This window comes from Pelagimonas varians (assembly GCF_003208435.1).
GTDB classification, from domain to species: domain Bacteria; phylum Pseudomonadota; class Alphaproteobacteria; order Rhodobacterales; family Rhodobacteraceae; genus Pelagimonas; species Pelagimonas varians.
Genome location: NZ_QKMF01000011.1, coordinates 70,866 through 83,675, shown reverse-complemented (window position 1 = coordinate 83,675; position 12,810 = coordinate 70,866). Strand labels below are relative to the sequence as shown.

Sequence of the window (12,810 nt, the reverse complement as noted above, 5' to 3'; positions counted from 1 at the left end):
TTGATGAGTGCTAATGGCCCCAGCAGGGGTCTTTAGAGGATAGCTTTGAGCTAAGGAGACTCGAAGAATGGCATTTACACCGCTTCACGATCGCGTAGTTGTTCGCCGCCTTGAAGGTGAAGAAAAGACCGCTGGTGGTCTGATCATCCCCGAAAGCGCAAAAGAAAAGCCCGCTGAAGGCAAAGTTGTTGCTGTTGGCGCAGGCGCACGTGACGAAGACGGCGACCGCATCGCAATGGACGTCAAAGAGGGTGACACCATCCTGTTTGGCAAATGGTCCGGTACAGAGATCACTCTGGACGGCGAAGAGCTGCTGATCATGAAAGAAAGCGACATCCTCGGCATTATCGGCTGAAGACGAAGCTGATGGCCAACTGGGCCATCCTTTCTGACCAACTAAAGAATTCTTAGGAGAATACACATGGCCGCTAAGGACGTGAAATTCGATACCGACGCTCGCAATCGTATGCTGGCAGGCGTCAACATCCTCGCAGACGCCGTCAAAGTGACACTGGGCCCCAAAGGCCGCAACGTGATCCTGGACAAGTCGTTCGGCGCACCGCGCATCACCAAAGACGGTGTATCTGTTGCCAAAGAGATCGAGCTTGAAGACAAGTTCGAGAACATGGGCGCACAGATGGTGAAAGAAGTAGCTTCGCGCACCAATGACGAAGCTGGCGACGGTACCACCACTGCGACGGTTCTGGCTCAGGCCATCGTCAAAGAAGGCCTCAAGCAGGTTGCTGCTGGTCTGAACCCAATGGATCTGAAGCGCGGCATCGACTTGGCTACTGCCAAAGTCGTTCAAGGCATTCGTGACATGGCGCGCCCTGTCAACGACAGCGCCGAAGTTGCTCAGGTTGGCACCATCTCCGCCAACGGCGAAGCTGCAATCGGCCAGCAAATTGCTGACGCGATGCAGAAGGTCGGCAACGAAGGTGTTATCACAGTCGAAGAGAACAAGGGCCTCGAAACCGAGACCACTGTTGTTGAAGGCATGCAGTTCGACCGCGGCTACCTGTCGCCTTATTTTGTCACCAACGCTGACAAAATGACTGCCGAGCTGGAAGACTGCTTGATCCTGCTTCACGAAAAGAAACTTTCGTCGCTGCAGCCAATGGTTCCTTTGCTTGAGCAAGTGATCCAGTCGCAAAAGCCTCTGCTGATCATTGCTGAAGATGTTGAAGGCGAAGCGCTGGCAACTTTGGTTGTGAACAAACTGCGCGGCGGCCTGAAAATCGCAGCGGTCAAAGCCCCTGGCTTTGGTGACCGTCGCAAAGCCATGCTGCAGGATCTTGCCATCCTGACCGGTGGCCAAGTGATCGCAGAAGACCTGGGCATGAAGCTTGAGTCCGTGACCATGGATATGCTTGGCACCGCCAAGAAAGTTCAGATCACCAAGGACGAAACAACTGTTGTTGACGGTGCCGGCGAAAAAGCCGAAATCGCAGCACGTGTTGCTCAGATCCGCGCACAGATCGAAGAAACTACATCTGACTATGATCGTGAAAAGCTGCAGGAACGTGTTGCTAAACTGGCTGGCGGCGTTGCCGTTATCCGCGTTGGCGGCATGACCGAAGTTGAAGTGAAAGAGCGTAAAGATCGTGTTGACGATGCTCTGAACGCAACCCGCGCTGCTGTTCAAGAAGGCGTCATCGTTGGTGGTGGTGTTGCTCTGGTTCAGGCTGGCAAAGGCTTGGAAGGTCTGGAAGGTGCAAACCCTGACCAGAACGCCGGTATCGCAATCGTTCGCCGTGCTCTCGAAGCGCCTCTGCGTCAGATCGCTGAGAACGCTGGTGTAGACGGTGCGGTTGTTGCGGGCAAAGTTCGCGAATCCGACGACACAACTTTCGGCTTCAATGCTCAGACCGAAGAATATGGCGACATGTTCTCGTTTGGTGTTATCGATCCTGCCAAAGTGGCACGGACAGCGCTTGAAGATGCGTCTTCTATTGCTGGTCTGCTGATCACAACCGAAGCCATGGTTGCCGACAAGCCGTCGAAAGACGGCGGCGCGCCAGGCGGCGGCATGCCCGACATGGGCGGCATGGGCGGCATGATGTAATCAGTTCTTCCCGCTTGGGATAAACTGACAGAACAGGCAAGGGTCCCCTTTGGGGGCCCTTGTTTCGTTTTAGGGAATGATTCGAGAATGTTGCACAAATATATGACTGCGAGATGTCAGAGCATCTTCTGCATGGTGAAGTATTCTGTTAACCTAATCCCACTAGTTTGAATGTCTTGGGGGAAGACATGAGTTGCCATGACCTTAGAAAAGGCCTGACGGTCAGTGTCCCGGATGGGATGCGCAACAAGCTGCATGCGATTTCGCCTGCCAACCTGCCTTTGGGCTACCTATTGCGTCAATCTTTGCTTCAATCCCTAAAGGCCAATATTGATTGGACGACCGAAGTCGCAGCAGGCAATTCGCAGCCGTTGCTGATCCCGCTGTCCTTGGATGAACGGATGCAACTGGCTGAACGGATCGATGGCCGCGAGGTCAGCGAAGAGGTGGCTGTGCTCTCCTTGGTGTCTGCTGTGCTGGATCAGGGCCCAAACCAAGATTGACCGGTTAGGGCAGGCTTGCCAGCTGTGCTGCGATCGGGTTTCTGGTCGTCATGACAATGATAGAGAATCTAGACACCCCTTACCATGCGCGCGGTGTGCGGCTGGCCGGGGTGGATGAAGTCGGGCGTGGCCCTCTGGCGGGGCCTGTGGTGGCCTGTGCCGTCATCTTGGACCCCACTAACATCCCCGAAGGGCTGAACGACTCCAAAAAGCTCTCACAAAAGAAGCGTGATGCGCTTAATCTGATTATTCGCGAAACGGCGGTATTCAGTATTGCCGAGGCCACCGTCGAAGAAATTGACGAGATCAATATCCTCCATGCCAGCATGCTTGCGATGAAACGAGCCGTGGAAGGCCTGCCGATTCGCCCCGACCACCTGCTGGTCGATGGGAATCGGTTGCCTAAGAACCTGCCTTGCCCCGCGACCGCAATCGTCAAGGGGGACAGTCGATCAACTTGTATCGCGGCGGCCTCAATTGTGGCCAAAACATGGCGGGATTTTGTCATGACTGAGATCGCGCAACACTACCCAGGTTATGGTTGGGAAAAGAACGCAGGCTATCCAACCAAATGTCACAAATCTGCACTGCAAAATCTTGGGGTAACCCCACATCATAGACGATCATTCAAACCGGTGCACAATATATTGTATCAAGAGTAAATCGTAACGCGCTGATTTAATAAAGAATTTGACCGCGAATCATCAATGAATCATTCTGAACTCAACCAACGACCGCGAAAATGCGGCAGGGATTAGAGGCAGAGAATGACGAAGATGACCAAGATGACGAGCGCGAATGCGCTCCCTCTCAACACGATTCTTGCAGGGGACTGCGTGGAGGTTATGAACAGCCTCCCCGAGAACTCTGTCGATCTGATTTTTGCGGATCCGCCCTATAACCTTCAGCTCAAAGGAGAGCTGCATCGTCCCGACAATTCCAAGGTGGATGCGGTCGACGATGATTGGGACCAATTCAGCAGTTTTGCCGCCTATGATAAGTTTACCCAAGACTGGCTCAAAGCGGCGCGCCGGTTGCTCAAGCCCGACGGGGCAATTTGGGTAATCGGCTCCTATCACAACATTTTTCGGGTTGGCGCATCTATGCAAGATGCCGGTTACTGGATCTTGAACGATGTTATCTGGCGCAAATCGAACCCCATGCCGAATTTCCGCGGCAAGCGGTTCACCAATGCGCATGAAACAATGATTTGGGCTTCGAAATCCGAAGCTGGCAAATACACTTTTAATTACGAAGCGCTCAAGTCGCTGAACGAAGGTATCCAAATGCGCAGTGATTGGGTTCTGCCGATCTGCAACGGCGGCGAACGCATCAAGGATGACAACGGCGACAAGGCGCATCCAACGCAAAAGCCGCACAGCTTGCTGCACCGTGTTTTGGTTGGCTCAACCAACCCCGGTGACGTTGTGCTGGATCCGTTTTTTGGAACGGGAACAACAGGCGCTGTCGCAAAAATGCTGGGCCGCGATTTCATCGGTATCGAGCGTGAAGAGGCATACCGTAAGGTCGCCACAAAGCGCATCAATGACATTCGTAAATTCGACAAAGACGCGCTTCAGGTTTCGACATCCAAACGCGCAGAGCCGCGCGTCCCGTTTGGCCAGTTGGTCGAGCGCGGCATGCTGCGCCCAGGTGAGCAGCTGTGGTCGATGAATGGCCGCCACAAGGCCAAAGTGCGCGCTGATGGCACGCTGATTGGCGACGATGTCAAAGGGTCAATCCATCAGGTCGGCGCGGCGCTGGAAGGCGCGCCAAGCTGTAATGGGTGGACTTACTGGTGCTTTAAACGCGACGGGAAAACTGTGCCGATCGATCTTTTGCGCCAACAAATCCGTGCAGAGATGAGCGAACGCCCGAATTGATCGGGCGGACGGCTCTTAGCGCAACGATTTCAACAAATTAAGGAACACCGCCGGTGCCATGTGATACGTCACAGGCATCAACTGGCCCCGCCTGTCCGACAGGTGGGGCATTTTTCGTTACTTGCGGACTTAGTCCCAATCAATGAAATCTTCAAATTGGCCCAGCACATTTGTCCACATCTTGAAGTTGTCGACAAAGTTTTCAGCGCTCACACCATAATCGATGTTCATGTCCATCTGCAAAAACGGGTCCATTTCTTCGTCCAGATGTGCCGCAGCATAGCGCATATCTGAATTCCACTGGTTGGCACGCGCAAGGGACATGCCGTTTGTCATGTCATATCCAACTTGAAATTGAATGGTTCGGCATTCGGTGTTGTTGGTGCAATCATAGAAATAGATGTCATACGATGTCCCGTCCAACTTGCCCTTCAGCAAGGGGTCCCCGACAGCGTCTGTGGTGATTTCCAAAGTGTAACCTTCAGCCTGAAGCAAGCCTGCCAGAACCGCGGGGTCCGAAGCATCGACCTGCGCCTGTGCAAAAGCGGCAAGCGGCATGAGCGAAAAACCTAGTGAAAGCATTATGTTGCGCATGGTTTGAACCTTCCAATTCGTGATGTTTCTGAATCTATAGATTTAGGTTAGCAATCCGGCGTCCATCCGGCAATTAAGGTAATCCTGCCCCCGCAAATACACTTCACAGCCACATGTTTAGATACTACTGCTGGCACATGGATATTCGAGCAATACTAATGGGTTTGGCCTTTGCAGCCATGTGGTCGTCGGCCTTTACATCGGCGAGAATTATTGTGGCGTCCGCCCCGCCTTTGACAACATTGGCGTTCCGGTTTTTGATTTCGGGGCTGATCGCGGTCATCATTGCCCGATTGATGAAGCAAACATGGCATTTGACCCGGGCGCAGTGGCGCGCCACCATTATTTTTGGAATCTGCCAAAACGGCTTGTATCTGGGGCTCAACTTTGTGGCGATGCAATGGGTAGAAGCCTCGCTTGCAGCGATCATCGCATCGACGATGCCGTTGCTGGTGGCTTTGGCGGGATGGCTGTTTTTGAAAGATGCCCCCAAACCGGTTGCGATGGTTGGCTTGGCCGCCGGGATTGCGGGTGTGGCTTTGGTCATGGGAACTAGGCTGGGGCAGGGTGTTGACCTGACAGGTGTGATCTTGTGTCTGGTCGGTGTGTTGGCGCTGACTGTCGCGACTATGGCGCTGCGCGGTGCCTTGTCGGGCGGGAATTATATGATGATCGTCGGGTTGCAGATGTTGATTGGCAGTGCCTTCCTCTGGCCCTTTGGATTGGCGTTTGAAAGCCTTGAAGTGATCTGGTCTCCACAGCTGGTTGCAGCCTTCGTTTATACGACATTGGTTCCTGGGCTGGCCGCGACCTTTATATGGGTATTGTTGGTGAACCGGATTGGCGCAGTTCGGGCAGCAACCTTCCACTTTCTCAATCCCTTTCTAGGGGTGGCCTTTGCCGCGCTATTATTAGGAGAGCAACTGAGGACGTCTGATTTTATCGGAGTCTTGGTGATTGCTGCTGGAATTTTGGCGGTTCAACTCTCCCATGTTGTGGAAATACGAAAAATGCAAGATAAAACCTGACCGGAAAGTCGACCGTGTCGAGGCTTTCTTAACGGGCAGCCCCTTACCCATGTTGCAATCCAACTGCATCCTGAATGGGGAATAGGCAATGAGCAGGTTTTCGATCCGCATCCAAGTGTTTGCGCTGGCAGGCGCGTTTCTCACATTGATGGTCAGCAGCGTATTTTTTGGCGTTGTCAGCAATACTCGGGTCGGCGGGTTTGTAGTCGAATCCAGCCACACGGCAGAAATCGACATCAAGGTTTCGCAGGTGCAAAGCAATACCGAACGTGCCCTGCTGAACGTCTTGATGATTGACCGAGGCGAGCAGGCAGCATTTGACGGGCTGGAAGACAATTTAACATCAGCCGTGGCCGGAATTGACACGGCGCTGGTCCTGATTTCGGAATATACGGGGCAACAAGATGTATATCTCGATGTTTCGGCCGCTCTAAGTTCTGCAAGGGATGATTTGGCTGGCCTACTGGCTGACATGCCACAAATTCGCGTGGCTTTGGGCCATGAGCGATCTCGTGATTTTCGCAACAGGGTAATCCCTTTGCTGCAAGGCGGCTTGGACGTTCTCGCCCATGAACACAGCGTTCTGAGTGAAAAGTCTGAGACCGCGAGTGCAAATACGCTCGAGTTGGTGAGCAAGAGTACACTTTTGATGTCTGTCGCGCTGGCAGTCTCTACTGTGATCGGTTTGGGGTTGGCCTTGGCTTTTGGCCGGATGTTGGTCAATCCAATTCAGCGTGCGGCAACGTCGGTTGGACGCATTGCCGCCAAAGACTACGAAACCGCAGTATCTGATATCAACCGCAAGGACGAAATGGGCGAAATTGCGCGTCAGCTTGATATTCTACGCAACAAGATGGCAAAGGGCCAAGCCGCTGCCGCAAAAGTTAGCCAAGAAAGTGACCGCCGCATTGAATTGTTCGAAACTCTTGGTCATTCCATGAAAAACCTCAAATCGGGGGCATTGCAGGATCGCATTGTTGTTGAGGATTGGGACGATTTGGGGGGTGGCTATGTCCATTTGTGTCAAGACTTCAATGAGTTGGCCATGTCGCTAGAAGAACTGGTGGAATCGCTTAGAGGCAGCGCCAAGACGGTTGAGGGAAATTCGTGTGAGTTGTCTACGATGTCCGATGAGATGTCGCGAAGAGCGGAGGTTCAAGCCGCAACACTTGAGGAATCCGCCGCAGCCTTGGACGAGCTATCGGAAAGCGTGCAAAACGCGGCGTGCCGAGCGCAAGAAGCCGATGACAAGGTCGGTGAAGGTCGCCGCCGCGCCGAAGAGGGCGGCGAAGTCATGACACGTGCGATGGAGGCCATGAGCTCCATTGCCGCATCCTCAGAGCAAATCACACAGATCATCGGCGTGATTGACGACATTGCCTTTCAGACCAACCTTTTGGCACTGAATGCGGGTGTTGAAGCTGCGCGCGCCGGTGAAACTGGCAAGGGGTTTGCTGTGGTTGCATCCGAAGTGCGCGGATTGGCGCAACGGGCGGCTGAATCCGCTAGCGAAATCAAGGATCTTGTTCTGAACAGCACTGCCCAGGTCGAGGATGGCGAAAAACTTGTTCAGCAAACGTCGGTCACACTTGGCCAAATCGTCGAAAGCGTAACGAGCGTATCTGAAATGGTAGCGGGCATTGCGATTGCATCGCGCGAACAGGCCAGTGCCGTGAAGGAAATCAATGTTGGCGTTGCAGAGCTGGACAAGGTGACACAACAAAATGCTGCTATGGTTGGCAATGCCACAGCGTCCAGCCAAGCATTGAACCATGAAGCAACCCGTTTGACCGAATTGCTAGAGAGGTTTGCTGGGGGCGAGATTCCACAAGACGACATTCTCCATACTGAAAATGTGCCCGGCCACGAGTTCGGCACGGCACACTATGGTGATGACGACAACTCAGATTGGCGTGGTCAAGATGCCAGTGCCCACGGTGAGCAGGTCGAAAACCCCGGGCAACAAGCGTATATGAACACCAGTGCGGATTGGGACGATCAGCCAAACAACAGTGAGGCGAAGGAGCCGGACATCGAAACGTGGTCGCAAGATGTGGTAGAACCCGATCCCGTTCCAATGGAGCCGCACCAGCCGGCGATGGCGGCCAATGCGGACCAATGGAAAGACTTCTAACGGTTATTGGGAACCGATCTTGCCTCCGGCATCGCCGATCTGACCACGGTGCAAAAGGTAGTGGTCAAGAATGACACAGGCCATCATAGCCTCGCCCACGGGAACGGCCCGAATGCCAACACAAGGATCATGCCGTCCCTTGGTTATGATTTCAGTATTTTGACCGTCAATCGTCACAGTTTTGCGGGTGTTCAAGATCGATGATGTTGGCTTGACCGCAAAACGTGTCACAATTTCTTGACCGCTGGAAATGCCGCCCAATATGCCACCGGCATGGTTTGAAGAAAAGACAGGCCCGTCTGGGCTCATGCTGATTTCATCAGCGTTTTCAGTTCCGGTAAGGCAAGCGGATGCCATGCCGTCGCCGATTTCGACGGCCTTGACCGCATTGATGGACATCATTGCAGCTGTGATGTCCGTGTCGAGTTTACCATAGATCGGGGCACCTAGCCCGGCTGGGACGCCGCGCGCCACAACTTCGATCACGGCACCAACGCTATCGCCGGATTTCCGCAAACCATCGAGATATCCCGCCCAGTTTTCGGCGGCCTCGGGGTCGGGGCACCAAAACGGGTTCTGCTCGATCGCTTCATCGTCGAAAAGCGTGCGATCAATACCGCGCGGTCCCATTTGAACCATATACCCCTTGATCTGAACGCCGGGCAAAAGCTGGGTCAAGGCCGCACGGGCCAAACCGCCAGCTGCAACGCGTGCAGCTGTTTCGCGCGCTGACGACCGTCCTCCGCCTCGGTAGTCGCGAATTCCATATTTTTGCCAATACGTAATATCCGCGTGGCCTGGGCGAAATTTTTGCGAAATTTCCGAATAGTCCTTTGAGCGTTGATCCGTATTCTCAATCATCAACTGAATAGGGGTGCCTGTGGTTTTCCCTTCAAAAACGCCGGACAGAATGCGCACGGCATCGGCTTCACGCCGCTGCGTGGTGTACTTGTTCTGGCCCGGCTTTCGCTTGTCCAGCCACGTTTGCAGCATGTCTTCGGTGATGTTGATCCCCGGAGGGCAGCCATCAACAGTGGCCCCCAAGGCAGGCCCATGGCTTTCGCCCCAGGTAGTGACACGGAAGAGATGACCAAAAGAATTGAGGCTCATGCGCGGGGTCTCCTTTGCCTTGGGTTCCTAGGCCAGCAGGGGCCAAGGCTCAAGGGTTTTCGCTTGCACATTTCACTCAGCCGCCCTAGCGTCACGGCCACCTCGGGGTGCTGGATGGGGCAAAACCTTCCTGCTGAGATGCGCATGCGAACCCGTCGAACCTGAACCGGTTAACACCGGCGGAGGAAAGGTAGGGACTATGCAAAAATGCGGCCTGAACCGACCCATCCGCCGCATTCTTGGAGGATGCCCGTGAAAACGCCCTTGATGGCCATTACGTTTGTTGCAGGAAGCCTGACCGCAAGTCTTGGGCTTGCCGATACCCCTGTTCTGACAGTCTACGCCCCTGATTACTTCGTCTCTGAGTGGGGCCCCGGCCCGAAAATAGAGGAGCTGTTCGAAGCCCAATGCGACTGCGATTTGCAGTTCAAACCCGGCGATCTTTTGCCGCGTGTTTTGCTTGAAGGCGATAAAACCGACGCAGATGTTGTGATTGGCCTGAACACGGATGTGACCAAGAAGGCCCGCGAATCCGGCCTGTTTGCGTCGCATGGAGTTGCGCTTGATGGCTTGACCTTGCCGATAGACTGGACGGATGAAATGTTCTTGCCGTTCAACTACGGGCATACGGCTTTTATCTACAACACGACTAAGATCGACAGTGCACCGGCGAGTTTTGATGAATTGCTGAACGCCCCTGATGACCTGCGTCTCGTGATCCAAGATCCCCGTAGTTCGATCTCTGGCCTCGCACTGGTTTTGTGGGTGAATGCAGTTTACGGGGATCAGGCTCAAGAGGCTTGGGCCAAATTGGCACCGAAAATTGTAACGGTGACACGTGGTTGGTCCGAAAGCTACGGTATGTTCACTGACGGTGAGGCCGACATGGTTCTGTCTTACACGACCTCACCTGCGTACCATATTATCGCGGAAGGCGATGAGACAAAGAAAGCTGCGATTTTCCCCGAAGGTCACTATTTCATGGTCGAACTGGCGGCAAAACTGGCCGGCACGGATCAGCCTGAACTAGCCGACCAGTTCATGACTTTCGTCCTAAGCGAAGCCTTTCAGAGCATGATCGCGACTGGCAATTGGTCAATCCCTGCTGCACTTCCACAAGATCAATGGCCAGAGGGTTTCCAGAAATTGGATATGCCGGAAAAGGTTCTGTTTTATACAGAGGACGAAGCAGCTGATCTACGTGATCAAGCGATCGAAGCATGGCGCAGCGCGCTGTCGCAATAACCGCAGCATTGGTCCTGGCGCTTTTGACGCTGGGGCCAATCGCGGCTGTTCTCGTTCGGTCCGGAGGGCTTGGGGCTTTTCGCCCCGGCGATCTTGAAGCTTTGCAGTTCACGATTTGGCAGGCGCTTTTGTCTGGCTTTTTCTCGGTGGCACTTGCGATCCCGGTGGCGCGTGCTTTGGCGCGGCGACATTTTTGGGGTCGCAGTCTGTTGGTGTCTCTGCTTGGGGCACCTTTTATTTTGCCGGTCATTGTCGCCGTGATGGGATTGATTGCGGTCTTTGGCCAAAATGGGCTGGTCAACACGGTTATGGCGGCCTTGGGCGGGCCAAAACTGGACATCTATGGGCTGCACGGGGTTATTCTGGCGCATGTCTTTTTCAATTTGCCTTTGGCAACGCGGATGCTGTTGCAGGCATGGTTGGCCATCCCCGGCGAAAGATTTCGGCTGGCAGCTTCAATGGGACTAAGCCCCTGGGGCCAATTTTTGACATTGGAATGGCCGCTCATTCGGCGCATTGCACCGGGTGCATTTGCGGTGATTTTTGTAATCTGTCTGACCAGTTTTGCCGTCGCCTTGACGCTGGGCGGTGGACCGCGTGCGACAACGGTCGAACTGGCGATATATCAGGCGATGCGGTTTGATTTTGACCTTGGACGGGCTGCGACTCTGGCCATGCTGCAACTTGCAATGGCGGTTATTGCAGGGATGATTGCACTGAAGCTGGCCCCAGCTCAGGGCTTTGGCACTGGCCGTGGCCGTCAGGTCCCTCGTTGGGACGGGCGGGGGGCGGTACCGCGGATATGCGACACGCTGTGGATCTTGGCTGCCGCTGCGTTTTTACTCGTGCCGCTGGCCTTGGTTGTTTTGCGCGGTTTTCCGGGGCTAATGGCTGGCGGGGGGATGGGCACGTGGGTCGCAGCAAAGCATTCGGTTATGGTTGCGTTGGCATCAACCGCGCTTTGCATGTTATGGGCACTGCCCTTGGCCAATCGCCGCGGAGAGCTGCTTTCGGTGGCGGCAATTGCCATGTCTCCATTGGTGCTTGGCACTGGTCTGTTTTTGATTTTGCGGCCGTTCGTGAACCCGTTCAGTATGGCTTTGCCTGTGACAACCGTGGTGAATGCGATGATGGCGCTGCCGTTTGCCTTGCGGATTTTGCGCCCTGAGGCTGAAGCCGTCGAACAGGACTTCGGCCGCCTGCGATCAACGCTGCGCATGACATCGTTGGCATGGTTACGGCTTGTTTGGCTACCGCGCCTGCGCCGGCCCATGGGCTTTGCGGCGGGGCTAACGGCGGCTTTGGCGATGGGCGACCTTGGGGTGATTGCCTTGTTCGCAGATCCAGACCGCGCAACGCTGCCATTGCAAGTTTACCGCTTGATGGGGGCTTACCAGATGGAAGCCGCAGCAGGGGCGGCCCTGTTGTTACTGATACTGAGTTTCAGTTTGTTTTGGTTGTTTGATCGCGGAGGGCGCGTGGGTGCTGACACTTGAAAACTTGAATGTCGTGATGGACGGCAGTGCCCTGACCGGATCGCTTTCTTTGGCTCCTGGCCGCAGGGTGGCGGTGCTGGGTCCATCTGGCGCGGGCAAGTCTACGTTGCTGGACGTCATTGCGGGGTTTCGCCTGCTAGATAGCGGTGCAGTGGGGTGGAGCGGCAAGGACCTGACGCAGCTTCCCCCAGACAAGCGGCCTGTATCTATCTTGTTTCAAGACGGCAACCTGTTCCCACATTTGACGGTATTCCGGAACCTTCTGCTGGCGCTTAAACCAAATGGTCGACGCGCATCGCAAGAGGATCAAGTGCGTATCGAGGGCGCTTTGAAACGGGTAGGTTTGGCAGGGATGAGCGGGCGAACTCCGGGCACCTTGTCGGGCGGGCAGCAGAGCCGTGCAGCACTGGCGCGGGTGATGCTGCAAGGACGGCCTATAATCTTGCTGGATGAACCGTTTTCGGCACTTGGCCCTGCCTTGAAGGCCGAAATGCTGGCGTTGGTGCGCGAAGTGGCGGGCAGTTTGGGGGCGTTGGTCGTTATGGTGACCCATGCGCCAGCTGACGCGCGCCGTTTCGCCGAAGATGTGGTTCTGGTTGCAGAAGGCAAAGTACATCTGCCTGTTGCAACCGCTGCGTTCTTTGCCAATCCGCCTGAAGCGTATCGCGACTACGTCGGCACGTCCCAAGCCTAACCAATAAAACTAGCCCATAAAAAAAAGCCCCACCAAATTGGCGGGGCTTTTTGATTTT

Annotated in this window: 12 protein-coding genes and 1 riboswitch; of the genes, 10 read left to right on the top strand and 2 right to left on the bottom strand. The window is 54.7% G+C overall.

Going from position 1 to position 12,810, the window contains the following annotated elements; translation table 11 throughout:
• Nucleotides 1-67: 67 nt before the first annotated feature.
• The 5 genes from groES (at nt 68) to C8N36_RS14855 (ending at nt 4,451) form a co-directional block, all read left to right on the top strand.
• Nucleotides 68-355, top strand: coding sequence for a co-chaperone GroES (groES, locus tag C8N36_RS14875; RefSeq protein WP_097805481.1), 288 nt, complete (start codon nt 68-70; stop codon nt 353-355).
• Between the two features lie 66 nt (nt 356-421).
• Nucleotides 422-2,065 carry a chaperonin GroEL gene (gene groL / locus C8N36_RS14870; protein ID WP_097805480.1) on the top strand — a complete coding sequence of 548 codons (1,644 nt, stop codon included), beginning with the start codon at nt 422-424 and terminating at the stop codon, nt 2,063-2,065.
• A 188-nt stretch (nt 2,066-2,253) separates the two neighbouring features.
• Nucleotides 2,254-2,568 carry a hypothetical protein gene (locus C8N36_RS14865; protein ID WP_097805479.1) on the top strand — a complete coding sequence of 105 codons (315 nt, stop codon included), beginning with the start codon at nt 2,254-2,256 and terminating at the stop codon, nt 2,566-2,568.
• Nucleotides 2,569-2,618: 50 nt separating this feature from the next.
• Nucleotides 2,619-3,230, top strand: a complete 612-nt coding sequence (gene rnhB, locus C8N36_RS14860; protein WP_097805478.1) for a ribonuclease HII — start codon at nt 2,619-2,621, stop codon at nt 3,228-3,230.
• A gap of 105 nt (nt 3,231-3,335) precedes the next feature.
• Entirely contained in the window at nt 3,336-4,451 is a 1,116-nt protein-coding gene (locus C8N36_RS14855; protein WP_097805477.1) for a site-specific DNA-methyltransferase, read from the top strand.
• A 129-nt stretch (nt 4,452-4,580) separates the two neighbouring features.
• On the opposite strand, the gene C8N36_RS14850 is transcribed toward C8N36_RS14855, so the two are convergent.
• Nucleotides 4,581-5,045: a YbjN domain-containing protein gene (locus C8N36_RS14850; protein ID WP_097805476.1), complete on the bottom strand. Its 465-nt coding sequence runs from the start codon at nt 5,043-5,045 to the stop codon at nt 4,581-4,583.
• Between the two features lie 137 nt (nt 5,046-5,182).
• Here C8N36_RS14850 and C8N36_RS14845 point away from each other — a divergent pair, with 137 nt between their 5' ends.
• A complete protein-coding gene (locus tag C8N36_RS14845; RefSeq protein ID WP_097805475.1) occupies nt 5,183-6,073 on the top strand; it encodes a DMT family transporter in 891 nt (296 codons plus the stop codon).
• A gap of 88 nt (nt 6,074-6,161) precedes the next feature.
• Nucleotides 6,162-8,207, top strand: coding sequence for a methyl-accepting chemotaxis protein (locus C8N36_RS14840; protein WP_245910848.1), 2,046 nt, complete (start codon nt 6,162-6,164; stop codon nt 8,205-8,207).
• Between the two features lie 3 nt (nt 8,208-8,210).
• On the opposite strand, the gene aroC is transcribed toward C8N36_RS14840, so the two are convergent.
• On the bottom strand, nt 8,211-9,317 hold the full coding sequence (gene aroC / locus C8N36_RS14835; RefSeq protein WP_097805474.1) for a chorismate synthase: 1,107 nt from the start codon (nt 9,315-9,317) through the stop codon (nt 8,211-8,213).
• Between the two features lie 93 nt (nt 9,318-9,410).
• Nucleotides 9,411-9,522: riboswitch (TPP riboswitch) on the top strand.
• Between the two features lie 62 nt (nt 9,523-9,584).
• On the opposite strand from aroC, the gene thiB reads away from it, so the two are divergent.
• Genes thiB through C8N36_RS14820 form a run of 3 tightly spaced genes read left to right on the top strand, consistent with a single transcriptional unit; the run spans nt 9,585 to nt 12,752 of the window.
• Nucleotides 9,585-10,562 carry a thiamine ABC transporter substrate binding subunit gene (thiB, locus tag C8N36_RS14830; protein ID WP_370739161.1) on the top strand — a complete coding sequence of 326 codons (978 nt, stop codon included), beginning with the start codon at nt 9,585-9,587 and terminating at the stop codon, nt 10,560-10,562.
• Entirely contained in the window at nt 10,538-12,058 is a 1,521-nt protein-coding gene (locus C8N36_RS14825; RefSeq protein ID WP_097805473.1) for a thiamine/thiamine pyrophosphate ABC transporter permease ThiP, read from the top strand. The genes thiB and C8N36_RS14825 overlap by 25 nt, the downstream gene beginning before the upstream one ends.
• The gene (locus tag C8N36_RS14820; protein ID WP_370739159.1) at nt 12,045-12,752 is read left to right on the top strand and encodes a thiamine ABC transporter ATP-binding protein; all 708 of its coding nucleotides are present in this window, start codon (nt 12,045-12,047) and stop codon (nt 12,750-12,752) included. The genes C8N36_RS14825 and C8N36_RS14820 overlap by 14 nt, the downstream gene beginning before the upstream one ends.
• Nucleotides 12,753-12,810: the final 58 nt, after the last annotated feature.